Source organism: uncultured Campylobacter sp., assembly GCF_938045625.1.
GTDB lineage: Bacteria > Campylobacterota > Campylobacteria > Campylobacterales > Campylobacteraceae > Campylobacter_A.
Genome location: NZ_CALIAV010000055.1, coordinates 15,780 through 40,545 on the forward strand (window position 1 = coordinate 15,780; position 24,766 = coordinate 40,545).

The following is a 24,766-nucleotide window of genomic DNA, read 5'->3' on the forward strand; positions in this document are numbered from 1 at the left end:
AAAAAAATATAAATTTAACCTTTTTTACGCGAAAAAATTATCTTTTAAACAAATTTATCATATTATCGTAACTCAAATTTAAAAAACCGAGGGAAATTTAATGGACTATGCACGCTATATCGCCATCGCGCTGTATTTTGGATTTTTGCTTTTCGTAGGGCGATACTCTTATAACAAAAACGCCAATATGGGCGAATATCTGCTCGACAACCGCCGCCTAGGGCCGGTTGTAACCGCGCTAAGCGCCGGAGCTAGCGATATGAGCGGTTGGATGCTGCTAGGCGTGCCGGGCGCGCTATATGCCACGGGGCTGGCTACGATTTGGATGGTTTTGGGGCTTGTTATAGGAGCGTATTGTAATTACCTATTTTTAGCAAAGCGTCTGCGCGTCTATACCGAGGTTGCGAGCGACAGCATCACGATTCCCGATTTCTTACAAAACCGCTTCAAAGACGAGACTAAAATTTTACGCATAGTCTCGGGCCTTTTGATCTTGATATTTTTCACGCTTTACGTTAGTAGCGGCATAATAGCGGGTGGCAAGAGTTTTGAGAGCTTTTTTGGATTAGATTTTAAATTTGGTGCGATTTTTACGCTGGCTATCGTCGTTTTTTACACGTTTTTCGGCGGTTTTCGCGCGGTTTGTATCACGGACGCGTTTCAGGGCATGCTGATGTTTTTGGTACTTGTCGCCGTACCCGTAGTCGCGTTTTGTAATCTAAATTTGCCAGACGGTGCTACCTTTTGGAACGAGGTGTCAAAATACGGCAAAAACCACCTAAACGTCTTTTACGATCAGACTTTTTTAAGCATCTTGGGACTCATGGCGTGGGGGCTTGGGTACTTCGGACAGCCGCACATCATCGTTAGGTTTATGGCGATACGAAGCTCAAAAGAGCTAGCCCAAGCGCGCCGCATCGGTATCGGCTGGATGACGATAGGGCTTGCTGGAGCGATGATGAGCGGACTGATCGGCTTTGTGTATTACAGCGAGTTAAATTTGCCTCTGGCTGACCCCGAAAAGGTCTTTTTGCAGCTTGGCGAAACGCTGTTTCATCCGTTTTTCGTGGGTATTATTATCTCGGCCGTGCTTTCAGCTATCATGAGTACGATTTCTAGTCAGCTTTTGGTTAGCGCAAGCTCGGTGACGCAGGACTTTGTGTTTGCCTTTTACAAAAAAGAAATTTCGCAAAAAGCCCAGGTCGCAGCCGGCAGATACGCCGTCGTGGCCGTCGCGCTCGTGGCTACCGCGCTTGCTTTTAGCTTTAACGAAAGCGTGCTAAACGTCGTGGGCTATGCGTGGGCGGGCTTTGGCGCGAGCTTTGGGCCGGTGCTGCTTTTTAGCCTTTATTGGCGCAGGATGAGCGCGCTGGCGGCGCTTCTAGGCATGATAACGGGCGGAGCGACGGTGATCGCGTGGATAGCGCTTGGGCTAAATTCTTACGTTTACGAGATACTGCCTGGCTTTGCGGTCTCTTGCATCGTGATTTATCTAACCAGCCTCTACGGTGACGCGATAGATAAGATGAGCAACGAGCCAAACTCGGCCACTGTGCAGGACGAATTTGAAAAAATGAAAACGAGGCTGTAAATGCAAAGTAGCGTAAAATGCGGTAACTGCGGCGCCGAGGTCGATGTAAATTTGGCTCTAAAAACCGAGCTTGAGCTTGAAATGAAGCAAAAAATGGCGGCGGCTAGACGAGAGTTTGATAAAGAGATCGAGATTAAGAGGGCTGAATACAAGGCGCATTTAGATGCTTTAAACGCGAAGGAGAAAGAATTCGACGCTAAATTTGCCGCAGCCATAAACGCTAAAAAAACCGAGCTTGAAAACGAAATAAAAACAAAGCTCGAGGGCGAAAATTTAAACATAGTAAATGCCCTAAAAAACGAGCTTGAAGCAAAGTCAAAGCAGATAAACGAGCTAAATTTAAAGACGCTTGAGATAGAAAAACTAAAACGAGAAAAGAGCGAGTTTGAAAGCGCGCTGATGGCTAAAACCGAGGCCGAGCTAAGCAAACGCCTAAACGAGGAAAAAGAGCGGCTGGGCAAGGCTCTAGCCGAGCAAAACGAGCTAAAATTTAAGCAAAAAGACGAGCAGCTAGAAGCGCTAAAAAAGCAGCTAAACGAGGCGCAAAGGCGCATAGAGCAGGGTAGCGAGCAACTACAAGGCGAGACGCAAGAGCTCGCCATCGAGGCGTGGCTACGGGAGAAGTTCGTATTTGACACCATAGACGAGGTCAAAAAGGGCGCAAACGGCGCGGACGTGATGCAGATCGTAAATACCCGCGAGGCGCAAAACTGCGGCAAAATCTACTACGAGAGCAAACGCACGAAAAATTTTTCAAACGAATGGATAGAAAAATTTAAGGCCGATATGCGCGCATCAGGCGCTGACGTCGGAGTGCTAGTTAGCGAGGCTCGGCCGCGGGAGCTAGAGCGCATGGGGCTGGTTGATGGCGTATGGGTGTGCAACTACGAGGAGTTTAAGGCGCTTTGTTTCGTGCTAAGGCAGGGCGTCGTAGAGCTAAATTTCGCTAGGAACTCCGCGCAAAATCGCTCAAACAAGATGGAGATGCTCTACTCGTATCTCGTCAGCAATGAGTTTAAGATGCGTATTGAGGCCATCGTGGAGGGTTTTTCTGCGATGAGCGAGGAGCTAGAGCGCGAGAAAAACGCTATGAAACGCATCTGGAAGAGCCGCGAAAAGCAGATCGAAAAGGTGCGCGACAACGCGATCGAGATGTTTGGCTCAATAAAGGGGATAGCGGGAAATGCGATAGGGGAGATAAAGACGCTGGAGTTGGGGTTTGATGCGGGAGATTTTGATTCCCCATAAACGGTGGATTTTAGAATAAATTTTTCTGCGCCCCTGCAGTCACGCACGACTAGTCCGCTCCTTTGCGGGCAAGAAAAATTTACTTAAACTACGCCTATTCTGTCTGGAATATTTGTCTCATATATTCCTAAATTTGTAAATTTTATCTGCCAAGACCCGTATTTTTAAGGCGCTAAATTTGGTTTTCAAATTTGACGCTATGTGTTAAATTTCTTAAAAACAAAAATGATTGTCTACGGTTATCTTGTTTCTTTGTTAAGGGGGAAGGGGCTTGAATTACGCTCTGCTAGCAGTTGCGAGGCAAAGCCGAAGCAAAAGAGCTCCCTTCCTCCTTAACAATCCCCCAACCCCTACGACGTGAGAGGTGGCGACATAGCTTTGCTGACGCAAAGCGTCGTTAGGTTTTTAAATTCGCAAATTTGCGTCTGCTATAAATTAAAAAGATGTGTAGCGCGTAAGCGCCAAATCTAGACCTACACGCAGTGCAGCAACTTCTAACGTGCAGTGGGGCTGGAGAGGGCTTTGGAGAGGAAGGGGCGACGCTTCGTAAGTAGAACCCCTTCCTCTCCAAAAGAAAGGAAAAATTGGAAATAAAAATGGGGCTCTTTTGCATCGTTACACTCACAACTGCGAAGCAAAGCGTAGTTTAAAACCCCTCAACATAAAAGCAAAACAGCATCAAATTTAGCTAACTCAAATTTTACGTCTTAAAGATGCGGGGCTAGGCGAGTAAAATTTTTCAAGTTTTCTCTCAAATTTAGCTCGCATCGACATAAATTTGATATTTGCCGCAGCGGGCGCAACGAAACAGATAGCCCGCCATATCGCCTCCTGCGACTAGGTAGTCACGCACGTCCTCTACTGCAAATTCCCCGCGCAAGGCGTAGTCTGCAAACACCCCCTCCGCTATGCCCATCTCCTGCAGCTCCTTCGTGCCCACATCGCCCAAAAACTCGCAGTAATCGTCGCAACACGTGAGCCAATGCGCCCCCTGTCAGCTAAAATACCCCGGCGTCCTTTGAAACAACTCCTCGGTTTTGCCATGCGCGTCCGCAGCGCCGTCCGGCAGAGGGTCGGCGTCCTGGATGAAGCCGGCGTCAAATTTCGCCGCAGCCGCGCCGCTAGCGATGCAGTGCGGACAGAGGTAGTTCACGTCCTCCACACTGTAAACGCTACCGCAATAATACACGTCAGTCGCCTGCTCGCAGCATTCGCAAACCACGCTCACATCGTCCTTGAATACGCCTGTTTTGAAGGGATCCGGGTGGTAGCGAAAATGAGGCAGGCTTTTTAGTTTTCTACTTTGGTGCGCCGCCTCGCTAGCGGTTTTAGGGCGCTTTATCGCTCCCGCGTCGCCGTTTTGCGCATACTGCTTTAGATAGCCGAGCTTTTTGAGTTGCTTTTTGTCCTTCGGATCGCAAATTTTGGCTAAAAGCTCGCAAGCGCTCTTTTTAAGCCCTAGTAGCTCATAAACGTCCACGAGCACGAGCTTTGCCTCTTTTTTATCGCATTTTTCGAGCTCGTCTTTGAACTCGTACAGCGCCAAAATACTCGCCGCGCCGCCGTCTGAATCCCAAAAACGCCTTTTGAAGCGCGATATATTTTTCTCTAAGCTTATCCATTTTCTCCCCTCAAATTTGCGGTTGCGGGTGGGATTATCCTTTAAATTTTACTGAGCGGGCATGCTATTTTTGGATCAAATTTTACTCAGCGCAGATTGCTTTTAGCTTTGCTAAATCTAAGATCAAACTATGCGAAAACGCGTCTATCACGACTCCGGCGTATTTGCCATCAGCGCTTTCTAGCATCGCGGCGTAGTCTTTTAGGCGCAGATTTATCGCCTCCTGTTCGGCGTCGTTTCGCCATCTCATCATCTCTGCTCTGCTGGAAAATGCCGGGAAATAGCTAAGCCCGCTCCCCTCGTCTTCTAATAGGACAAATTTGATATTTGAGCCCTCTTCTTCGTAAACCGCGCTACCATCGGGTTTTGCTAGGGCTTGGTTTATGAGCACGGGGGCTAAAAACTCTGCTTTTTTTAGCGCTGCTATTAGCGCCTTTTCGCTCTGCTCGCCGCCGTCTAGTAAAAACGCGTCTATGAAATCACTTAAATTTTCGTTCATCTTTTGCCTTGGATTAAATTTGGCATATTATACATTTTTGCGTTTTTAAATCAAAATTTAGCAGTAAATAAGCTTTGCGTTGCTATAATCACAACCTCACTTCAGCTGGCGGGTTCATAGCTCAGTTGGTTAGAGCATCCGGCTCATAACCGGATGGTCCCAGGTTCGAGTCCTGGTGAACCCACCACTTCAATTCATCTTTATCAAATACTTTAAAGTACATCGTCTGATTATATTATAAGTTTGTTCGGTACATATAAAACATTTTTAGGTTTGTGCTTGCACGATCGGGGCAGGCTGTCAAAAAACGTCGCTAATAAAGTGACCTAACAACAAATGCGGTTAATATTTAAAAACTTCAAATTCTATTTGGGATTTGATTGAAAATTATTTCAATCAAAATTCACGTATGTATTTAGTAAAGTTTTTATGTTTAAATTTTAAATTTAACCAACCTATACGTCGGATCAAACCTAAACGCAAGCAAATTTTGCAAAATCCCAAAAAGGCACATAAAAGTAACGAAGCTACTGCCACCGTAGCTGTAAAACGGCAGCGGAATGCCCACCACAGGCGCAAAGCCGATCGTCATCATGATATTTATACTCACGTAGATAAAGATAAGTATCCCGATCCCCGACGCCATCGTCTGCGTAAAATAATCATCCTTTAGCCCGTAGTTTAGGCTGAGCAGATGAGCTATCAGCGCGCCGTAAAAACTAAGTAGCGCGAGCCCTCCGTAAAATCCGTATCGCTCTATCGTGTACGCGAAAATAAAATCGCTAGTAGAAATCGGCAAAAATTTAAAGTGCGTCTGCGTAGCTTCGTCTTTTGGCTTGCCCTTTAGTCCGCCGCTACCGATAGCGATGATACTCTGGCGCACGTGATAGTTGGACTCTTCGCTTAAAAAATCGGTAATACGCTTTTTTTGATAATCGTGTAAATTTTCGTAGATCACAGGCGCAGAGAGCAAAACCCCGGCAAATATTACGACCCAAATTTTTTTATTTACTCCGATGATAAAAAGCACGGCGTAGCCCACGATAAGCAGTATCAGCGCGGTGCCCAGATCGGGCTCTTTTAAAATCAGCACGAAAGGCAAAAGGATATAAAGGCTAAGACGTAAAAAGTCCTTGAGACCGTAGCCGTTTTCTTCTGGCGGGCGCTGTTTGATGAGGTAGCCTAACATCAAAAGAAGCGCCGGCTTCATGATCTCTGAGGGCTGAAGCGTAAAGTGGATAAAAGGAAACTCGAGCCATCTTTTTGCGCCCAGTTTACTGGTGCCAAACAAATCTACGCTAATAAGCAACACGATACAAATCCAGTAAAATAGCGGTATGAGCCAGGCGATCTTGCGAATGGGAAGCAAAAAGAAAAATAAAAACAATGCTAAACCGACGCCAAAATATACAAGCTGCTTGCCAGCCAGGATAGAATTTGCCTCAGAAACCAAAATGTATGATAAAATAATAATAGGAAGTATCAAAAACGGCTGAACGAAGTCAAAATGGGTTAAAATTCGCCTATCGAGTCTTATCAAAAATTTGCCTTTTTTGAGCGATTATAGCATTTTAAAGGAAACAAATCTAAAAATGACGGAAAAAGAGATCAAAATTTTAGACGGCGTGCAGACGAGGGCGGATGCGTTTTTGGCCGCTGAGCTAAACGTCGCTAGAAATCAAGCGCTAAATTTGATAAAAAGCGGGTCGGTTAGCCTAAACGGCAAGCCGCTAAACAAGCCTTCCGTAAAGCTAAATTTGGGCGATGTTTTGAGGATCAAATTTGAGCAAAGCGAGCCTGATACGACTAAATTTGAAGCGGAATTTGAAGTGCCGATCATCTACGAGGATGAGGATTTGCTCGTGCTAAATAAACCGGCAAATTTAGTCGTCCATCCCGCTCCTAGCGTCAAGGAGCCCACGCTTGTGGACTGGCTGGGAGCAAAGGGATTTTTGCTGTCAAATTTAAGCGGGCAAAGTAGGGCGGGCATCGTGCACAGGCTAGATAAAGGCACTAGCGGAGCTATCGTCGTGGCTAAAAATAACGCCGCTCACGCCGCGCTCTCAAAACAGCTAAGCGACAAAAGCATGGGGCGCATATATCTAGCGCTAACCGATATGCCGCTCAAGCAAAACTGCATCGTCGAGCGAGCTATCGGACGAAACCCCGCTAACCGCCTAAAAAAGGCGATCGTTTCGGACGGCCGCGCGGCAAAAAGCGCCTTTGCGAATTTACTTTTTAGCGAATTTGACGGCCCCGTGCGGGACAAAAACGCGGGCGTAAATTTGATCGCGGCAAAGCTTTTTACAGGCAGGACTCATCAGATCAGAGTGCATCTAGCTAGCCTAAACCGCCATATTTTGGGCGATGCTTTATACGGTTTTAAGAGCGAAAAGGATAAAATCGGCCGAGTAATGCTTCACGCCTACGGGCTATATTTCACGCATCCGCGCACGGGCGAGCAAATGAGCTTCGTAGCGCCAGTCTGGGATGATTTTAGTGAAATTTTACTTAGCAAATTTAGCAAGGAGAATATAGATGAAAAGATTGATTTTATGGGGCTTAGCGAGCTCTTTAGCCATTGTGATGAGTGGATGCGTATCCTCTAGCGGCCCTGCGCAAGTAAATCCGAATTTGCCGACCGTCCAGAGCCTAAAAACCATCAGCGATATGACCGAAGTTGGCTTTGAGTGGACGCCGACTCCGACATCAAACGTCGCGGGCTACTATCTATACCGCTCAAATCCAAACGAAAATAACGGCAAAATGAAGGTCGTAGCCGACATAAAAGACCGCTTTGCCAGCCACTACGTGGACGCAAATTTAGCTCCGGAGACAACATATACCTACGAGATGAGAACGTACAACGTGAGCAAGCAAATTTCAGGCCCAGGCATGATCGTTAGCGCCACTACTAAGGCGCTTATGGATTCCGTGCCTTTTGTTAGAGCGCTTACGAATTTACCCGAGCGCGTGAAACTCATCTGGAGACCTCATCCAGACCTTCGCGTGGCGTCTTACGTCGTCGAAAAAGCCGATATAAATAAAGAAAACTGGAGGCAAATCGCCGAGGTAAAAGGCAGACTAAACGCCGAATATATCGATGATGATGTGAAGCCTGGCAGAAGCTACAAATATAGAGTTTTCGTAAAAACTACCAGTGGAACGATCTCAAAACCTAGCGAGATCGTGGACTCTACGACAAAGCAGCTACCAAGCGAGGTCGTAAATGCGCAGGCTACTAAAGACGTGCCTAAAAAGATTATTTTGACGTGGGATAGCGTGGCTAGCGACGACTTTGGCTACTATAAAATTTACAGCGCGTCAAGCAAATTTATGCCGTATACATACCTAGTGAAAACCACGTCTAATAGCTACGAGGATCTCATAAACGAAAACGGCGCGACTAGGTACTATAAAATCACCATCGTCGATAAAGACGGCTTAGAGTCTAAAAAGCCTAGCGAGCCTATCATCGGTATGACGCTAGGAGCTATCGACGCGCCGGTCGTATCCTCTATCGTGGCCGACAGCACGGCGGTTAAGCTAGCGTGGAATGCCTCTGATAAGGCTAGAAGCTTTACTGTTATAAGAGACGGCGGCGGAAGCGAGCAGAAATTTACAAATATAACGGGCAATGAATTTGTCGATAATAGCGTTGCTTACGGGCAAAAATATAGCTACAAAGTTATCGCCGTGGATGAATACGGCATAAGCTCCGACGCTTCTGCTAAAGCCGAGATAGCCGTCGAATAATGCCCAATTTTATAGCTAAAAACGTAAATTTTACTCCAAAAGAGTGCGGCGAGATAAGCTTTTTGTGGGAGGCTCACGGCAGACAGGGCGTTAGTCTCGTTTATACAAAAAGCTCTAGCGAGGAGTTTTTTATCACGCTAAAAAAGCGCGAAAACGACTGGGTCGTAAAGGGCGAAAAGCTAACGAAGCCTGCGAAAATAGGGCTTTTGCAAAATGCTTTGGTGAAATTTAAAGAGCTTTATTGCGATCAAATTTTAAGCGAAGCTATCGCGGTAAAAAATACGCGCCTCACTCAAAAAGACTCAGCTATTTTTAGCGTGAGCGAGTTGCTTGAAAATTTAAATCAGAGTGAATTTGAGAGCAAATTTATCGAGATCGGATTTGGATCGGGCAGACACTTGCTATTTCAGGCTGAAAACAACCCAAATACGCTAGTTATTGGCATCGAGGTCTACAAGCCCTCGCTCGAGCAGGTAGCCAAGCTGGCAAAAGCCAAAAATCTAAACAACATCATGCTCGTAAACTGCGACGCGAGGCTACTTTTATCGCTTGTGGAGTCAAATTTTATAGATAAAATTTTCCTTCATTTTCCAGTGCCTTGGGACGACGCTCCTCATAGGCGTGTGGCGTCGGCTAAATTTGCCCTGGAGTGCGAGCGAACTCTAAAAGTAGGCGGCAAATTTGAGCTGCGAACCGATAGCCGCGAGTATGCGGACTTTACTTTGACTCAAATTTTAAATTTGAGCGACGCCGACGTGCAAATTTATAAAAACCGCGATCTAAAAGTAAGTAGCAAATATGAAGACCGCTGGAAAAGGCACCAAAAAGATATTTACGACGTTATCTTTACCTGCGAAAAGCAAAGCGAACCAAGAGCTGATCAGGGCGAGCTAAAATTTGAAAACGGCTACGACGCGAGCAAGGTCGCGGCTAAATTTAGCAACCAAACGATAAAAGAAGATGATTTTTTCTTGCATTTGGAAGAAAAATACGAAAAAGACGGCGAAATTTTGATTCGCACCGCGTTTGGCGCATTTAACGCGCCCGAGCACTGCTATGTTTTGCTCGGCGAAAAAGGCGCGGAATATTTTATAAAAAAGCCGCTCGTTACGGCTGAAAATTTAAAGGCGCATCTTGCGTTGAAGGAGTATTTGGCGGATGCAAAAAATAATTAGCGCAAGCGGGCTTTGCCTAGGATACGAGGGCTGCGAAAAGCTCATAACGGACGCAAAATTTGACATTTACGCCAATGATTTCGTTTTTATCACCGGGCAAAGCGGTAGCGGCAAATCGACGCTTTTAAAATCTTTTTACGGCGAGATAAAACCAAGTGCTGGCTCGCTAAACGTCTGCCTAACCGATATGATGAATCTAGGCGGGCAAAATCTGGATAAACTAAGGCAGCGCATCGGCGTAGTTTTTCAAAACTACCGCCTGATAAGCGAGTGGAATATCGAAAAAAATGTGATGCTGCCGCTGATGATAAAAGGTCTTAGCGCTAACGTTTGTAAAAATCAGGCGACCAAGCTTTTAAAGCACGTAAATTTGCTCCACAGAGCGCACAAATATCCAAACGAGCTAAGCGGCGGCGAACAGCAGCGAGCCGCGATGGCTAGGGCACTCGCGCATAATCCAAATTTGCTACTTTGCGACGAGCCGACGGGTAGCCTTGATGAATACTCAAGCGACGTTATCTGGGGACTTTTGCGTTCGGCTAAGGAGTTTTTGGGTACCTGCATCGTGGTCGTCACGCACAGGGTGCCAAGCTCGCTAAGAGTACCCTATAGACATCTTGCTATAGAAAATGGACGCCTATATGAAATTCCTTAAAAACCACTTAAGCACTATAATTCCGCTTATGGCGTTACTCGTGGGCATTCAGTTTATATTGCTAGTCGGGCGAGTGGTGGACGAGTACGAGTCCGTGATGAATAAAGACTACAACATCATCATCGTAAGTCAAAACGAGCTAAACGCTACCGACGTAAAGCCGCTCATTCATACGTTTGAATCTCTTGAACCGCTTAGTTCAAAGCCCGTACTAGAGAAGCTCTCTAAAGATATTTCATCAAAAAATATCGCCGTTTTGCAAAATGCGTTGCCTAAATTTTACTCGCTAAAGCTAAATGCCTTTCCAAGCACCCAATATATGCAAGAGATAAAGGATAAAATTTCAAAGATTAACGGCGTGAGCAGGGTTGAGACATTTTCAAAAACGCATGATAAAATTTATAAAATCATGCAGCTGATTAAAAATATTTCGGCGATATTTTCGGGGTTAATCGGGTTAATCGGGCTTATGCTCATCGCAAAACAGATGCGAATTTGGCTATACGAGCACAAGGAGCGCATAGAGATAATGACGCTACTGGGAGCTCCGTCGTGGCTAAAATCGGGCGCGTTATACAAAAACGCGTTGTTTGATTCGTTTATAGCGACCGTTTTGGTGGCGGTTTTTTACATTATCTTGCCGGATTTGCAGCCCGTTAAAGAGGTCGCTGCGGATCTAAATATAAATTTGCCAGCGATTGATCTGCTTTACGAGGGCGGAGTACTGCTAGGCGTTTCGCTTGTGATTAGTTTTTTAGCCGTTTATCTCGTAACCAGAAAAGCAACGGCGATATGAGAAAAATTTACGTTTTGCTGGCCGCCATGATTTGCTTAAACGCGAGCACGGGCGAAAAGATAAAAAATCAAACGACCTATCTCGAGTCCTCAAAAGAGCTCGAAAAGCAGCTAAACAAAAAGCTCGACGACCTGGCCGGCGACATACTCGGCGGCGAAAAAAGCGTCAAGCAAACCGACGACAAGATGAAAGAGCTCATCGTCCAAATAGCGCAGCTGGAAAATAGCGCAAAAAGCGCTAGCGGCGAGCTTGACGAGCTAGTAAAGCAAAACAAAGACCTAACGCAAAGTCAAAAAAATATCCAAAAAAGTATCGTGCGTATCATCTCGGACGAGTTTTCTTTCGACCTTATAATGCCAAAAGAGTACGAGGAGGGCGTGGATAGCATCATCGCGACTGAGATTTTAAGCAAGCTAAACTCGGTGCTAAAGGATGATTTTAACGAGCTAGCCAAGCAGTACGAAAGCACGCAAAATTTGATAAAAACCCAAAACGATAAGATAGACGGGATAAAGTCAAATTTAAAAACCTTTAAATTTAAGCAAGCTGAGCTCGTTTCCTTGCAAGATAAGCAGATGAAAACGCTGGCAAATTTAAAGCGGGATAAGGAAATTTATCAAAAGCAACTCTCTCGCCTGCAAGCTCAACAGGACGAAATCAGAAAGACGCTAGAAGAGCTAAAAATCGTCGCAAAAAGAGAGAGCGAGGAGGCCAAAAAAGCTCTGGCTGCACAAAGAGCGGCTGAGGCTAAAGCTCAAAAAAATAAGAAAGATAAAAAAGGCGAGGCCGTGGCAAGCGCATCTGAGGGCGACGTGAAGCAGTTTGGCTCAAGCTATCAAACGAGTCTTGTTAAAAAATACAGCGGTGAAAAGACTATCGCGCCGCTTGACGGCTTTACGGTTAAACAAAAATTCGGCAACTATGTAGATCCCATCTATAACATCAAAATTTTTAACGAATCGGTCGTGCTTAGCGCAAATTCGGCCGACGCAAAGGTAAAAAGCGTCTTTAACGGCAAAGTGGTCTTTGCTAAAGAAACTGCGATGCTAGATAAAGTAGTCATCATCGAAAATCCAAACGGCATCCACACGATCTACGCGCACCTTAGCCAGATCGCCCCTACCGTAAAAGTGGGCGCAAAAGTGCAAAAAGGCTACGTCATCGGGCGCGTGCAGCGAGATCTAACCTTTGAAGTTACGCAGAAAAACTACCACATAGACCCCCTTGAGCTAATCAGCCTAAAATAGCACCTGCGCGCCGAGATTAGCAAAATTTAAAGCAAATTTAGCTAGAATCCGAAAATTTAAGGAGATGAAAAATGGAGCGAAAAAAGCGAATTTTAGTTAAATTTTCAGGCGAGGCGCTAGCTGGAGACAGCGGCTTTGGCATAGATAACGCGGTGCTTAAATTTATCGCAAAACAGATCAAAGAGCTAGTCGAAAAGGGCATCCAGGTGGGCATCGTCATCGGCGGAGGTAACATCATACGCGGCGTTAGCGCGGCTAGAGACGGCATCATAAAGCGCACCAGCGGTGATCACATGGGCATGCTAGCTACCGTGATAAACTCTATCGCGATGAGAGAAGCGCTAGAGAGCGTAGGTCTGGACGTGCGCGTACAAAGCGCGATAAAGATGGAAGCCATCTGTGAAACCTTCATTGTCGGACGCGCGAACAGACACCTTGAAAAAGGTCGCGTCGTGATCTTTGCTGCGGGAACAGGAAATCCGTTTTTCACTACTGATACGGCGGCTACACTGCGCGCTATCGAGATAGATTCAGATATGATAATCAAAGCTACGAAAGTAGACGGCGTTTACGACAAAGACCCGCATAAATTTGAAAACGCGAAGCTCCTAAAAGAGCTAAACTACGAGCTTGCTATGAGTGATGATATCAAAGTGATGGACGATACTGCTATCGCGCTAGCTAAGGATAATTCGCTACCGATCTTGGTGTGCAATATGTTTAAAGACGGAAACCTGCTCAAAATCATACAAGGCGACGAGAGTGCGTTTTGCTCTATCGTAAGAAATTAAATTTAAGGAGAATAAATGAGATCTGAAGAAGTAGCGGCAAAGGCTCTAAAACTCGTCGGAGACGATAGATATAAGCTGGCTCTAGTCGTAGCAAAAAGGGCCGAGGCTCTAGCCGGCGGCGCAAAAAGCTTGCTTGATATCGACGTTACTAAGATGAAATTTGCCGATATCGCCCTACGCGAGATAGCTGAGGGCAAGATAGCTTTAGAGGGTATAGTTGAAGCAGCTAAATAGCGGATTTTTACTAGAACAATTAATCGACGATATAACCGCTTGCAAGGACGTCGCTCAGGCGAGGCAGTTACTTAGCGAGCTGATAATTTTTACGCCGAATTTAGAGCGAGCGATCGAGTGCTGCGTTATCTCGCATGCCGGACAGTTTAGAAAAAGCGGCGAACCGTATGCTATACACCCTATCCTAGTGTCCTGCATCGTGGCGCACATGGGCGGGGACGAGGATATGATTATCGCCGCCTTGCTTCATGACGTGGTTGAGGATACGGATAGATCGATAGAGAGCGTGCGAGAGGACTTTGGCGAAGAGGTCGCAAAGCTAGTCGAGGGACTAACAAAAATCGTAGCCATCAGAGAAGATAAGCTCGCAAGCTCGGAGTCAAACGAGCGTTTGGCGGCGTCTGCGATGACATTTCGCAAGATGTTGCTAATATCTATCGAGGACGTGAGAGTGCTCGTGGTAAAGCTTTGCGATAGGCTACACAACATGCTAACCCTGCAAGCTTTGCGTCCTGAAAAGCAAAAGCGAATCGCTGAAGAGACGCTGATGGTTTATGCTCCGATCGCGCATAGGCTAGGCATTTCGTCGATCAAAAACGTGCTTGAGGATCTTAGCTTTAAGTATGCTTTGCCAGAAGAGTACAAAAAAATCGACGACTACTTAACCGAGCACAAACAGCAACTTGTGCTAAAGCTAAACGCGTTTACCGATAAAATTTTTCAAATTTTACTCAAAAACGGCTTTAGCGAAAACGACTTTGAGATACAAAAACGTATCAAACATCACTACTCGATTTACTTAAAAATGCAGCGAAAAGGCATCTCGATCGAGGAGGTGCTAGACCTGCTAGCTGCGCGCGTACTGGTTAAAGAGCCGCAGGATTGCTATTTGGTACTTGGAAATTTGCATATAAATTTTAACCCTCTAATCTCGCGTTTTAAAGACTACGTCGCGCTTCCGAAGCAAAACGGCTACCAAACGATACACACTACGATATTTGATAACAAAAGCATCTTTGAGGTTCAAATTCGTACTTTTGACATGCATAAAACCGCAGAGTACGGCGTCGCGGCGCACTGGAAATATAAAAGCGGCGGCTTTTTAAACCCGAAACTTGACTGGCTAAGCGATATCAGCGGCATAGAAAACGGCATGGAGGAAGCAAGCGAAAACCCCGAGGAGCTCTACGAATACGCAAAAGACAGCCTCTACGTCGAGGACGTCGCGGTTTATTCGCCAAAGGGCGATATATTTACGCTACCGCGCGGCGCAACGGCGCTTGACTACGCTTACGAGATACACACGCACGTAGGCTTGCATGCTAAAGAAGCCTACGTAAACCGCGTGCGCGTGCCGCTACTAACGGAGCTAAAAAACGGCGATATCGTGAGTATCGTAACCGGAGATGAGCCAAAATACCGCTGTTCGTGGCTAGGCAGCGTAAAAACCGGTAAGGCTAGAGCCACGATTCGATCGTACTGCAAGCAAAAGATAAGAGATATCAACAATATGGTCGCGATCGAAATTTTAAGCGGCATTTTCGCGGTACCTTCAACAACCATCGAGCAGTGGCTAGAGACTGAAAATTTGACCAAGAAAATTTTTAGAGCCGCGTTTGACTCGGTTTACCTACAAGATGTGGTCAATGCGCTAAAAAAATATGTAAAAAGAGACCGTCCGTTTGCTATCGCGATGACGGATAAATATAACGTCAAAAAGCAAAAATTTGAAAACATCGTGATCTACTCGAATCACAAGATAAACAGCATCGAGTTTGATTACTGCTGCAATCCAAAGCGCGGCGACGATATCGTGGGATTTAGAAACTATCACCATGTCACCGTCCACCACAAGCTTTGCGAGCGGTTTATGAAGCTAGCCGAAGAAAAAAACGAGATGATTTTCGTCAAATGGACGCGAGTCGCTCCGCATAGATTTAAGATTATCTTGAGCCTAGAAAACAGACGCGGGTCGCTTGCGGAGTTTTTGACATATATGGCAAAAATGCAGGTCGATCTCGTAACTATCAGCCTCACCGAAACTAGAGAGGCGACGGCGGACTTTTTTGAGCTGACGATCGAGCTTGGCGAAAATTTGAACGTAAACGAGATAAAAGAACGACTAAGAGATCGCTACAAGATCATCGACTTCGTGTCGCTTGACGACGCATACGGACATTAATAAATTTAGGAGAGAAAATGGGCGAAAATTTGAACAAAATAATGAGCGATATAAAAAAAGGCGTCGCCGAGATGATAGACGAGGAGCGCGTCGAAAATTTAGTAAAAAACTACTATGAAAAGGGCGAAAATTTCTACGTTAAAGCAGGTTTTGATCCGACGGCTCCGGATCTACACCTGGGCCACACTGTAGTGCTTCAAAAGATGGCTCTTTTGCAAAAGCATGGAGCGATAGTGCAGTTTTTGATAGGCGATTTCACGGGGCAAATCGGCGATCCTAGCGGCAAAAGTCAGACGCGAAAAAAGCTAGACCGCGAGACCGTGGCGGCAAATGCTAAAACCTACGAGGAGCAGGTTTTTAAAATCCTAGACCCGCAAAAAACTAAGATAATGTTTAACTCCAAGTGGCTAAACGAGCTGGGAGCCGCGGGCATCGTGGAACTAACTAGCACCTTTGCGGTGGCTAGGATGCTTGAGCGCGATGATTTCGAAAAAAGATATAAAAGCGGCGCCTCGATCTCGATTAGCGAATTTTTATATCCGCTCCTTCAGGGCTACGACAGCGTCGCGATGAAGTGCGATATCGAGATGGGCGGTACGGATCAGAAATTTAACCTTTTAATGGGGCGAACCTTGCAGCGAGTTTACAACGTCGGCAAAGAACAAGCCGTCATCATGATGCCGCTTTTAGAGGGGCTTGACGGCGTAAATAAAATGAGTAAGAGCCTAGGAAACTACATCGGCGTGACCGACGAGCCAAACGATATGTTTGCTAAGGTTTTAAGCGTGAGCGACGAGCTGATGTGGCGCTGGTACGAGCTTCTTAGCGAAAAAAGCACGGAAGAAATCGCAAATTTGAAAGCGGACGTAGCTAGCGGCAAAGCTCACCCAAAAGCCGTAAAAGAGGCTCTCGCGCTAGAAATCACGGCTAGATATAACGGCGAGGCGGTGGCGAAAGAGGCAAAGGCCGAATTTGACCGCGTGCATTCGCAAAATTTGATCCCGACCGAGATGGACGAGTTTGAGCTCTTGGCTCCCGCTTGGATCGTGCAAGCGCTCACTCACTGCGGACTATGCGCTAGCAGCTCTCAGGCGCGCCGAGACATCGCGGCAAACGCCGTCAGCCTAAATCAAGAAAAGATCGCCGACGAGCAGCTAAAGCTGGGCGCTGGCGAATACGTCTTGCAGGTCGGCAAGCGTAAATTTGCAAAACTAAAGGTAACCTGATGCAACCCGTAAAAATCGGAAAATACGATATAAAATACCCGATAATCCAAGGCGGAATGGGGCTTGGTATCAGTTGGGATAGGCTCGCTGGAAACGTCAGCCTAGAAGGTGGCCTAGGCGTCATAAGCTCGGTAGGAACGGGCTACTACGAAGGGCGAAAATATATCACCAAAGAGCTAAACGCAAAGCCCTACGGCAGCGGAAATTTCTACTCGCGAGAGGGGCTAAAAGCCGTCATTGATAATGCGCGTAAAATTTGCGGCGATAGGCCTCTTGGGGTCAATATTTTGTACGCCAGCAACGACTACGAGCGTATCGTAAAAGACGCCTGCGACCACGGCATAAACGTGATCATCACGGGCGCTGGGCTACCGACGAATTTGCCAGAATTTACAGTAGACTACCCAGACGTGGCTTTGGTTCCTATCGTGTCCTCGGCAAAGGCGCTAAAAATCATCTGCAAACGCTGGCAAGGGCGCTACGGCAGGCTTCCAGACGCGGTGGTGCTCGAGGGGCCTCTTAGCGGCGGGCACCAGGGATTTACATACGAGCAGTGTATCGATCCCGCGTACAGCCTGGAAAATTTGATAACGCCAGTTAGCGAAGAGATAAAGCAGTGGGGCGATTTTCCGCTATTTGCGGCGGGCGGTATCTGGGATAAAAATGATATCGATAAGGCTATCTCGCTTGGCGCAAACGGCGTACAGATGGGCACTCGCTTTATCGGTACGCACGAGTGCGACGCTAGTGAGGAGTTTAAGCAAGTGTTGCTAGCGGCCAAAAAAGAGGACATCGAGCTGATCAAAAGCCCGGTAGGCTACCCTGCGCGCGGCGTTAGGACGAATTTAATAAACCTAGTCGATAAGCGCCAGGGTCCAAAAATCAGCTGCGTAAGCAACTGCGTAAGCCCGTGCCAGCGCGGCAAGGAAGCCAAAGAAGTCGGCTACTGTATCGCAGACCGTCTTTACGACGCATTCGCGGGACGAAAGGACACGGGGCTGTTTTTTACCGGCGCCAACGGATACAAGCTAAACGAGATAATAAGCGTGAAAGAACTATTTGAAAAACTGATAAATGGCGAAGATAGTTAAATTATTTTTAATACTTCTATTTTTTTTGAATAGTGCGGTTTGCGCAAGCGCTTTATCGAGTTTAGATAAATTCGATAAAAATTTTGATAGCGCAGCCAATAAAGAAAAGATCGCAATGCATCAAGAGCTAAGGACTCTTTACGTAAAATCCATAATGGAAAATAACGTAAATTTAAGAGTCCAAAGCCTAACTAGACTTATAAAAAGTTCAAAAGCCCTAGGGCTAGATACCAAACCGTATGAAAAAGAGCTCGCGAGCATACCGCAGTCTACAAAGCCAAGCGAAGAAAAACCAAAACAAGAAATAAAGCAGGTCAAAAAAGAACAACAAAAACAAGAGCCAAAGCAAAAAGAAGTAAAACTGAGCCAGCTATCCTCGGCTCCGCTGGCCGCCCAAAATGCCAAAACCGTCAAAAATCAAACTTTGCAGCTTCTAGAAGCTTTGGATAACGACGGAAATTTCGAGCTAAAATTTAGCCGCCAGTTAAACGGTAACGATATCAAAAAAACTGACCTAAATCAAAAAGGGTCTTATAAGACGATATATGAATTTAAAGGAATTTGGAGTGGCGGAAAACTGCAAAGATTTAAGAACTACCTGGTGGATGAGATCCGCATAAGTCAGTTTGACGAAAAAACCGTTAGGGTGGTATTCGTAAGTCAATTCGAGCCAAATTTAAAACTTAGAGTCGATAATCAGTCTTTAATTTTCTCAAAGGCTAAGCCCACGCAAAGCCAAAATTTAACGAGTCAAAACAGTAAACAAAAAAATCATCAACCGTCTATCAAGAAAGAGCTCCCCAAAATCGCTGCAAATTCGAAATCTGAAATAACTCAAATACAACAGCAAAAAGCAACTCAACATCAAGGTCAAAATCAAAAGCTCGCTCAGCAAAAGCAAGAAAAAGTTGCCGCGCAGACCAAGACGGATGCTAAAAGTACCCAAAGCACCACCGAAAAGGATGAGCAAGAAATTGTGCTGGCGCCCGTAAAAACGACAAGCACTAAAAAAATCACAAGCGCTAAAGGTAAGGTTGTCGTCCTTGACGCAGGACACGGCGGCGATGATCCGGGGGCTATAAACGGATCGCTAAAAGAAAAAAATATCGTGCTAAGTATCGCGCAAAAGGCCGGCAAGGAGCTGCAAGGACGCGGCTACAAGGTGTATTACACTCGTAGTAAGGATAAATTTATCAACCTTCGCGACCGCACGAAATACGCCAATGACAAGGCCGCAGACCTCTTTATCTCCATCCACGCAAACGCCGCGCCGAGCAAAACCAAGGCAGCGACTATGCGCGGCATAGAGACGTTTTTCCTCTCGCCGGCTCGTTCTGAGCGTAGCAAAAACGCCGCTGCCCTGGAAAATAAATCCGACATCGAGGAGATGAACTATTTTTCTAAGCAGACATTTTTAAATTTCCTTAACCGCGAGAAAATCATCGCCTCAAACAAGCTCGCCATCGACGTTCAACGCGAAGTTTTAGCGCGAGCAAAATCAGTGAGCTCAAAGGCCTCCGACGGCGGCGTTCGCGAGGCGCCTTTTTGGGTGCTAGTGGGCGCGCTGATGCCTGCGGTGCTGCTTGAGGTCGGCTACATCACTCACCCTAGCGAAGGTGATCTCATAAATAACTCAAAATACCAAGACGCCCTAGCCAAGGGGCTCGCAGACGGCATAGACGTCTATTTTTCAAACCAGCAATGAAAAGCGCGCGAGTCGTTTTAAAGGGCGGCATCCCGTTTAATCCCGAATTTGACGACATTTACTTTAACGCAGACGACCCTATCGGCCAGAGCGAGTATGTTTTTAACTCCGTTTTTGACGAAATCTGGAACAAAAAGAGTGAATTTAACGTGCTTGAGGCTGGATTTGGCACGGGGCTAAATTTTCTTTGCGCCTTTAAAAGATTTAAAAACACGGATAAATTTTTAAATTTCGTCAGTATCGAAAAAGCGCCGATCGCCAGAGACGATCTAGCTAAAATTTACGCGAATTTTAGCGAGCTTGAGGATGTTTCGAGAGAGCTTTTGGATGCCTATCCTCCGCTTATTCGCGGATTTCATAGGTTAAATTTGGCTCCAAACGTTACGCTTACCTTGTGCTTTGGCGACGTGGCTGAGGTTTTGGATGAGCTTAGTTTTATTGCGGATGCTGTTTTTATGGATGGCTTTGCGCCGGCTAAAAACGAAGCGATGTGGAGCGAGCTGGTTTGCGCTAAAATCGCAAATTTATGTGCATTGGGCGCTAGCGTTTGTACGTACTCGGCTTCGGGCGCGTTAAAAAGAGCACTGCAAAATAGTGGTTTTGAAGTAAATTTGCTAAAAGGTTACGGCAAAAAGCGAGAGATGTTGCGCGCTAAATTTACCGGCGAGCGGCAAGCTGAGGGTGAAATTTGGTTTAGCAGATTTGATCCAGCTAGCAGGGCTACGCCAAAGAGTGCGCTAGTGATCGGCGGCGGAGTGGCTGGCTGCGTTTGCGCGTTTAAGTTGCGTCAGCGCGGACTAGATGTCACGATCGCCGAAAAGCGTGGCGATATCGCGCTAAACGGCTCTGGAAATCACTGCGGTATTTTGATGCCGCTTATCACGAAGCCAACCGTAAATTTAGGCCGCATGCACATGAACGCGTTTTTGCAGGCGGCGCGCTTTTATGAGCGAAATCTGGGTGCTGAGGAGATAGAGTTTTGCGGCGCGATGGACTACGCGTACGAGCAAAAGACGCTGGAGCGCTTTTACGAGTGGCACAAATTTGACGCGGACAACGGCATTTTTGAGCTAAAATTTGATGACGAGCCTTACGCTAGCGCGTTTATTTTTAATGGCGCAAAAGCTCGCCCCAGAAAGATGTGCAAGGCGGCAAGCATGGGCATAAAAACGCTTTTAAACTGCGAATTTACGGGCTTTGAGACTCTTGAGGGTGGCGCGGTTAGGGCGCATTTTAAAGACGGGCAAACCATCAACGCCGACGTGCTTGTACTTGCTATCGGTAGCGAGAGTATGGAGCTCTTTGCGGACTACGACATCAGGCTTAGCTCCGTTCGCGGCCAGGTCACGCATATCGAGCCCGCCGTTTTGACGTCTGCGCCTTTTAGCGCTAAAGGCTATGTCTGCCCGCCTGCCGAGGGCGTGCAGGTTATCGGCGCGACTTACGATAGAAATCTTTTTTTGGACGAGCCGCGCTCTAGTGACGATGAGAAAAATTTAGCCGACGTTGCCGAGTTTTTGGACGGTAAATTTGCTAAAAGCGAGCGGCTAAATTTAAGCGGGCAGGATTTAAATTTGACTACCGGCCCAGACGGCGCTGCTGAAAATTTAAATCGTTTGGAAACGAGTAGGAACGATATAAATTTGAGTAAAAATACGGATTTGCGTACCGAGACTACTGATGATTCGGCGCAGACGCAAGATGCGTCAAATTTGACCGCACCTGAAAAAAGCTCAAACATCGCGGCTAAAATACCGCAAAACGTCCGAATAATCGGCTCAAAAGTTGGCTACCGCAGCTATAGCGGCGACCGTTTTCCGCTCATCGGGCGGCTTTACAACGAGGATTTTTATAAAGATACCTATAAGTCGCTGCTTTGGACGAAGGGCAAGTCCAATCCGCATCCAAAATACGTGCCAAACGTCTACGTTAGCACCGCTCACGGCTCGCGCGGGCTCTGTACTGCCGTGCTTGGCGCCGAGCTCATCTGCGATCTTATTTTTGACCGCCCGCTTTGCATCGAAAAATCGCTTTTTGGCGAGCTTCACTTGGCGAGATTTCTCGTTAGGAAACTCAAAAAAGGGCTAAAGTAGGCATAAAGTTGGATTTTAAAGTCTGATTTTACGTTATTTATTTTTACGTCAAATTCGGCATAAATTTGAGGCAGCGGCTGGTACTGATCAAATTTTATTTTTTATAAATTTAGCCGTTCTAGTTAAAGTAGCATGAGTGCCGTTTGCAGGCGTATATCAAAAATTGTTAAGAGTAGAAAAATGCGCATTGCGGCGCAAAAAGCATAGTATGGATAAAGCTCAAATTTAGACGAGCGTCAAAGCCAAAACGGCTAAAATAGGCGAAATCCGCCTATTTTTTACCGAAAAAGTCGCCTGCGATCCTAAAGATATCATCTACGATCGAGCCGTCTTTGTTCTGATCCAAAAACTGCGTAAGCATCGACATCATGGAGTCGTTGTCCGCGGAGTCTTGCAAATTTGAGGCTTTTAGCTGATTGTTTAGCATGCCGGCGATCATCGGCGCGATCATCGGTAGCAGAGTCTTGATAGAGTCTGCACTGATGCCTAGCTGCGAACCCACGTCGCTAGCTAGAGCCCTGCTGTTTTCTTTCGAGCCCGTTAGTACGCCTAGTAGCTCGTTGCCTTCGGCGACGTTGATGTTTTGCGGGGTTCCAGTAATCTCGCCAAGGTTTGAGCGGCGGATCATCTCTAGAAAATTTGACGAATCTGCGTCAGATTTAAAATTCTCATTGGCTCTTTGCATGAAAATCGGCGCGATCTTAGAAATCACGGCCTCTACGTCGTTTGTGCCCAGTCCGCTTTTTTGCGACATCGCATCTAACATACCGCCGGAGTTGCTCAAAAGTAGCTTTAGTATATCCATTTTTATCCTTTTGATTTTTGCGTGAGTTTAAATTTGACCGCCGCTTGTTTGGGTTTAACGAGGTGGCGGCCGGCAAGCCTAGCAGCAACTTATTTGTAGTTTTTGATCGCCGCGTCCAGGATCTCTTTTGCGGCGTCGGCGTCTTTAAATTCTTTAACCTTGACCCATTTGTTAGGCTCTAAAATTTTATAAGTTTCAAAGAAATTTTTGATCTTATTTAGAGTGGCCTCAGGCAGGTCTTTATAGCTTTTGATCCCGTCAAATCGCGGATCGATCTTGGTAACCGGTACGGCTAGCAGTTTCTCGTCCATGCCTGCTTCGTCTTCCATCACGAGCACGCCGATGAGACGGCACGGGATCACGCTACCAGCTTGCAGAGGGTATTCGTTTAACACCAAGATATCGGCAGGATCTCCGTCTGCTGCGAGCGTGTTTGGCACGAAGCCGTAGTTTGCCGGGTAGAACATTGCCGAGTAGAGTACGCGATCGACTACGACCGCGCCGCTATCTTTGTCGATTTCGTATTTTATGTTCGAGCCGTACGGGATCTCGATCACGGCGTTGATTTTGTCCGGGTTTGAGCCTGCTTTGATTTTTGAAACGTCCATTTTTATCCTTTGTAAAGCTCCTATCACGTGGCGTTTTGTAGCAAAACGCTTTGAGATACTTGCATTGAAATTTGAGTAAGAGATTATATAAAATCTCGGCTAAATTTGGAGTAAAACGAGAATTAGGGCAGGCTAAAATTTGATGGACATTACGGCGGTAAATTTGATGCTAAAAAGTAAAATTTGTAAATTTTTTTTGAGGGGGACTAAAATTTGGGGGAAATTTAAGGCGGCGAACCGCCCTAAAATCATTTGATTATTTCGATGCTTTTTACGTCGATAGAGGTTTTCATAAGGTCCTTATCAATCTTGCCTTGGATGCGCACGGGCGTGTTTTCATCGACGGTTACGCCTCTCCAGTCATTGTTATCGATCTCGACTTCGATCGTGTCGCCGTTTTTATCGACGAATAGGTAGTGCTCAGGGCGAAACTCGGAGACGATCTTGCCTTCAAGCACGACGCGAGCGTCATCTGGTAGCGCTAGGGCTTGTTTCACCGTGCTTGCGCTCGTGGCGCCTTTGCCGACGAATCCGCCTGCTGCAAACATCGCGCTAGCAAGAGCCGCTGATAAAACTATTTTTTTAAACATTATGTATCCTTTAAAATTTGATGTGATTTTCGTGAAAATATAGTGCGGATTTTAATGATAATTCGTGAATTTTTTGTTAATTTGGATTTATGGAAAGCTTAATTTTAGAGCCTAGCTTGAGGCTCTAAAATTAATGTTTATAGGCTATTTACGAGAGCTTTGACGTCGGCTACGATAGGCTCGATCGCGCGCTCGCCGTTTACGACGTGGAGCAGGCCTTTTTCTTTGTAAAATTTACGTATCGCCTCGATCGGTTCTAGATAAACCTTCATGCGGTTGTTGAAAACCTCGTTGTTGTCGTCGGCTCCGCGCGCTCGTCCGAGTACTCTCTCGCGTGCGACGGCTTCGCTAACGTCCACTTCGATCACGCCTTTCAACGCGATCTCGTTTTGCGCGGCTAGCACCTTGTCTAGCTCGGTCATTTGCTCGATGCTGCGCGGGTAACCGTCGATGATGACGTTTGATTTGTCCGAGCTTTTGATCGCTGAGACGATCGCATTTACGACGACGTCAAGCGGGACTAGATTGCCCTTTGAGATAAAGCCGTCGATTAGTTTGCCTAGCTCTGAGCCACTGGCAACCTCTGCGCGTAGCAGATCGCCCGTTGAGAAGTGCGCAAATTTGGCGTCCTCTTGCGCGATTAGCGATGCGTCGGTGGTTTTGCCGGAGCCTGGAGCGCCGATGATTAAAAATAGTTTTTTCATAAATTTTCCTTTAAACGGCTTGCCTTTTTCTACTTATACTTCGTTGGATTTTAAATTTTAAGCTCGATGAGCTACGTGTTCTATCTGCGCTTAAAATTTAAAATCCGCCTCGTCTAAGCGAAAAATACTTCGCCTTTTTCTTTAAAATA

21 protein-coding genes, 1 tRNA gene and 1 pseudogene are annotated in these 24,766 nt (G+C 46.3%); 16 read left to right on the top strand and 7 right to left on the bottom strand.

Features of this window, described 5'->3' with window-relative positions:
- Nucleotides 1–100 precede the first annotated feature (100 nt).
- Nucleotides 101–1,591, top strand: a complete 1,491-nt coding sequence (putP, locus tag Q0386_RS05480) for a sodium/proline symporter PutP (protein WP_299028206.1) — start codon at nucleotides 101–103, stop codon at nucleotides 1,589–1,591.
- Nucleotides 1,592–2,839 carry a DUF2130 domain-containing protein gene (locus Q0386_RS05485; RefSeq protein ID WP_299028209.1) on the top strand — a complete coding sequence of 416 codons (1,248 nt, stop codon included), beginning with the start codon at nucleotides 1,592–1,594 and terminating at the stop codon, nucleotides 2,837–2,839.
- Nucleotides 2,840–3,596: 757 nt separating this feature from the next.
- Here Q0386_RS05485 and Q0386_RS10195 read toward each other — a convergent pair.
- Together Q0386_RS10195 and Q0386_RS05495 are read right to left on the bottom strand one after the other, a co-directional pair.
- A pseudogene (locus Q0386_RS10195) lies at nucleotides 3,597–4,325 on the bottom strand (CbrC family protein).
- A gap of 217 nt (nucleotides 4,326–4,542) precedes the next feature.
- Nucleotides 4,543–4,959 carry an SseB family protein gene (locus Q0386_RS05495; protein WP_299028212.1) on the bottom strand — a complete coding sequence of 139 codons (417 nt, stop codon included), beginning with the start codon at nucleotides 4,957–4,959 and terminating at the stop codon, nucleotides 4,543–4,545.
- A 110-nt stretch (nucleotides 4,960–5,069) separates the two neighbouring features.
- On the opposite strand from Q0386_RS05495, the gene Q0386_RS05500 reads away from it, so the two are divergent.
- A tRNA-Ile gene (locus Q0386_RS05500) sits at nucleotides 5,070–5,146 on the top strand.
- Nucleotides 5,147–5,392: 246 nt separating this feature from the next.
- Here Q0386_RS05500 and Q0386_RS05505 read toward each other — a convergent pair.
- A complete protein-coding gene (locus Q0386_RS05505) occupies nucleotides 5,393–6,499 on the bottom strand; it encodes an FtsW/RodA/SpoVE family cell cycle protein (RefSeq protein WP_299028215.1) in 1,107 nt (368 codons plus the stop codon).
- Nucleotides 6,500–6,551: 52 nt separating this feature from the next.
- Here Q0386_RS05505 and Q0386_RS05510 point away from each other — a divergent pair, with 52 nt between their 5' ends.
- The 13 genes from Q0386_RS05510 to mnmC all read left to right on the top strand — a co-directional run bounded on the left by Q0386_RS05510 (nucleotide 6,552) and on the right by mnmC (nucleotide 21,910).
- A complete protein-coding gene (locus tag Q0386_RS05510; protein ID WP_299028218.1) occupies nucleotides 6,552–7,568 on the top strand; it encodes an RluA family pseudouridine synthase in 1,017 nt (338 codons plus the stop codon).
- Nucleotides 7,498–8,715 (top strand): hypothetical protein, encoded by a 1,218-nt coding sequence (locus Q0386_RS05515; protein ID WP_299028221.1) that lies wholly within the window; start codon nucleotides 7,498–7,500, stop codon nucleotides 8,713–8,715. Before Q0386_RS05510 ends, Q0386_RS05515 begins: the two co-directional genes overlap by 71 nt.
- Complete coding sequence (gene trmB, locus Q0386_RS05520) at nucleotides 8,715–9,890, top strand: tRNA (guanosine(46)-N7)-methyltransferase TrmB (protein ID WP_299028224.1); 1,176 nt, start codon at nucleotides 8,715–8,717, stop codon at nucleotides 9,888–9,890. The genes Q0386_RS05515 and trmB overlap by 1 nt, the downstream gene beginning before the upstream one ends.
- Entirely contained in the window at nucleotides 9,874–10,545 is a 672-nt protein-coding gene (locus Q0386_RS05525) for a cell division ATP-binding protein FtsE (RefSeq protein WP_299028227.1), read from the top strand. Before trmB ends, Q0386_RS05525 begins: the two co-directional genes overlap by 17 nt.
- Nucleotides 10,532–11,341, top strand: a complete 810-nt coding sequence (locus Q0386_RS05530) for an FtsX-like permease family protein (RefSeq protein WP_299028230.1) — start codon at nucleotides 10,532–10,534, stop codon at nucleotides 11,339–11,341. The genes Q0386_RS05525 and Q0386_RS05530 overlap by 14 nt, the downstream gene beginning before the upstream one ends.
- Nucleotides 11,338–12,588, top strand: coding sequence for a peptidoglycan DD-metalloendopeptidase family protein (locus Q0386_RS05535; RefSeq protein WP_299028232.1), 1,251 nt, complete (start codon nucleotides 11,338–11,340; stop codon nucleotides 12,586–12,588). Before Q0386_RS05530 ends, Q0386_RS05535 begins: the two co-directional genes overlap by 4 nt.
- 71 nt (nucleotides 12,589–12,659) lie before the next feature.
- Nucleotides 12,660–13,379: a UMP kinase gene (gene pyrH, locus Q0386_RS05540; RefSeq protein ID WP_299028235.1), complete on the top strand. Its 720-nt coding sequence runs from the start codon at nucleotides 12,660–12,662 to the stop codon at nucleotides 13,377–13,379.
- Between the two features lie 15 nt (nucleotides 13,380–13,394).
- Nucleotides 13,395–13,613, top strand: coding sequence for a DNA-directed RNA polymerase subunit omega (locus Q0386_RS05545; RefSeq protein WP_185898514.1), 219 nt, complete (start codon nucleotides 13,395–13,397; stop codon nucleotides 13,611–13,613).
- Nucleotides 13,597–15,795 (top strand): RelA/SpoT family protein, encoded by a 2,199-nt coding sequence (locus tag Q0386_RS05550; protein ID WP_299028238.1) that lies wholly within the window; start codon nucleotides 13,597–13,599, stop codon nucleotides 15,793–15,795. Before Q0386_RS05545 ends, Q0386_RS05550 begins: the two co-directional genes overlap by 17 nt.
- A gap of 17 nt (nucleotides 15,796–15,812) precedes the next feature.
- Nucleotides 15,813–17,021, top strand: coding sequence for a tyrosine--tRNA ligase (tyrS, locus tag Q0386_RS05555; RefSeq protein WP_299028241.1), 1,209 nt, complete (start codon nucleotides 15,813–15,815; stop codon nucleotides 17,019–17,021).
- Complete coding sequence (locus Q0386_RS05560) at nucleotides 17,021–18,112, top strand: nitronate monooxygenase (RefSeq protein WP_299028244.1); 1,092 nt, start codon at nucleotides 17,021–17,023, stop codon at nucleotides 18,110–18,112. Before tyrS ends, Q0386_RS05560 begins: the two co-directional genes overlap by 1 nt.
- Nucleotides 18,096–19,817 (top strand): N-acetylmuramoyl-L-alanine amidase, encoded by a 1,722-nt coding sequence (locus tag Q0386_RS05565; RefSeq protein WP_299028247.1) that lies wholly within the window; start codon nucleotides 18,096–18,098, stop codon nucleotides 19,815–19,817. The genes Q0386_RS05560 and Q0386_RS05565 overlap by 17 nt, the downstream gene beginning before the upstream one ends.
- Entirely contained in the window at nucleotides 19,814–21,910 is a 2,097-nt protein-coding gene (gene mnmC, locus Q0386_RS05570) for a bifunctional tRNA (5-methylaminomethyl-2-thiouridine)(34)-methyltransferase MnmD/FAD-dependent 5-carboxymethylaminomethyl-2-thiouridine(34) oxidoreductase MnmC (protein WP_299028250.1), read from the top strand. Before Q0386_RS05565 ends, mnmC begins: the two co-directional genes overlap by 4 nt.
- A 271-nt stretch (nucleotides 21,911–22,181) precedes the next feature.
- Here the strand turns inward: mnmC and Q0386_RS05575 are convergent, their stop codons facing one another.
- From Q0386_RS05575 to Q0386_RS05590, 4 genes are all read right to left on the bottom strand, one after another.
- Nucleotides 22,182–22,715, bottom strand: a complete 534-nt coding sequence (locus tag Q0386_RS05575) for a DUF937 domain-containing protein (protein WP_299028253.1) — start codon at nucleotides 22,713–22,715, stop codon at nucleotides 22,182–22,184.
- A gap of 89 nt (nucleotides 22,716–22,804) precedes the next feature.
- The gene (gene ppa / locus Q0386_RS05580; RefSeq protein WP_295142531.1) at nucleotides 22,805–23,323 is read right to left on the bottom strand and encodes an inorganic diphosphatase; all 519 of its coding nucleotides are present in this window, start codon (nucleotides 23,321–23,323) and stop codon (nucleotides 22,805–22,807) included.
- Between the two features lie 248 nt (nucleotides 23,324–23,571).
- Nucleotides 23,572–23,913, bottom strand: coding sequence for a YgiW/YdeI family stress tolerance OB fold protein (locus tag Q0386_RS05585; RefSeq protein ID WP_299028257.1), 342 nt, complete (start codon nucleotides 23,911–23,913; stop codon nucleotides 23,572–23,574).
- A 137-nt stretch (nucleotides 23,914–24,050) separates the two neighbouring features.
- Entirely contained in the window at nucleotides 24,051–24,617 is a 567-nt protein-coding gene (locus Q0386_RS05590) for an adenylate kinase (protein ID WP_122874202.1), read from the bottom strand.
- Nucleotides 24,618–24,766: the final 149 nt, after the last annotated feature.

Excerpts from the sequence above, each read along its gene's own strand:
- putP (WP_299028206.1), top strand. The coding sequence starts at position 101 with ATGGACTATGCACGCTATATCGCCATCGCGCTGTATTTTGGATTTTTG.
- Q0386_RS05485 (WP_299028209.1), top strand. The coding sequence starts at position 1,592 with ATGCAAAGTAGCGTAAAATGCGGTAACTGCGGCGCCGAGGTCGATGTA.
- Q0386_RS05495 (WP_299028212.1), bottom strand. The coding sequence starts at position 4,959 with ATGAACGAAAATTTAAGTGATTTCATAGACGCGTTTTTACTAGACGGC.
- Q0386_RS05510 (WP_299028218.1), top strand. The coding sequence starts at position 6,552 with ATGACGGAAAAAGAGATCAAAATTTTAGACGGCGTGCAGACGAGGGCG.
- Q0386_RS05515 (WP_299028221.1), top strand. The coding sequence starts at position 7,498 with ATGAAAAGATTGATTTTATGGGGCTTAGCGAGCTCTTTAGCCATTGTG.
- trmB (WP_299028224.1), top strand. The coding sequence starts at position 8,715 with ATGCCCAATTTTATAGCTAAAAACGTAAATTTTACTCCAAAAGAGTGC.
- Q0386_RS05525 (WP_299028227.1), top strand. The coding sequence starts at position 9,874 with ATGCAAAAAATAATTAGCGCAAGCGGGCTTTGCCTAGGATACGAGGGC.
- Q0386_RS05530 (WP_299028230.1), top strand. The coding sequence starts at position 10,532 with ATGAAATTCCTTAAAAACCACTTAAGCACTATAATTCCGCTTATGGCG.
- Q0386_RS05535 (WP_299028232.1), top strand. The coding sequence starts at position 11,338 with ATGAGAAAAATTTACGTTTTGCTGGCCGCCATGATTTGCTTAAACGCG.
- pyrH (WP_299028235.1), top strand. The coding sequence starts at position 12,660 with ATGGAGCGAAAAAAGCGAATTTTAGTTAAATTTTCAGGCGAGGCGCTA.
- Q0386_RS05545 (WP_185898514.1), top strand. The coding sequence starts at position 13,395 with ATGAGATCTGAAGAAGTAGCGGCAAAGGCTCTAAAACTCGTCGGAGAC.
- tyrS (WP_299028241.1), top strand. The coding sequence starts at position 15,813 with ATGGGCGAAAATTTGAACAAAATAATGAGCGATATAAAAAAAGGCGTC.
- Q0386_RS05560 (WP_299028244.1), top strand. The coding sequence starts at position 17,021 with ATGCAACCCGTAAAAATCGGAAAATACGATATAAAATACCCGATAATC.
- Q0386_RS05565 (WP_299028247.1), top strand. The coding sequence starts at position 18,096 with ATGGCGAAGATAGTTAAATTATTTTTAATACTTCTATTTTTTTTGAAT.
- mnmC (WP_299028250.1), top strand. The coding sequence starts at position 19,814 with ATGAAAAGCGCGCGAGTCGTTTTAAAGGGCGGCATCCCGTTTAATCCC.
- Q0386_RS05575 (WP_299028253.1), bottom strand. The coding sequence starts at position 22,715 with ATGGATATACTAAAGCTACTTTTGAGCAACTCCGGCGGTATGTTAGAT.
- ppa (WP_295142531.1), bottom strand. The coding sequence starts at position 23,323 with ATGGACGTTTCAAAAATCAAAGCAGGCTCAAACCCGGACAAAATCAAC.
- Q0386_RS05585 (WP_299028257.1), bottom strand. The coding sequence starts at position 23,913 with ATGTTTAAAAAAATAGTTTTATCAGCGGCTCTTGCTAGCGCGATGTTT.
- Q0386_RS05590 (WP_122874202.1), bottom strand. The coding sequence starts at position 24,617 with ATGAAAAAACTATTTTTAATCATCGGCGCTCCAGGCTCCGGCAAAACC.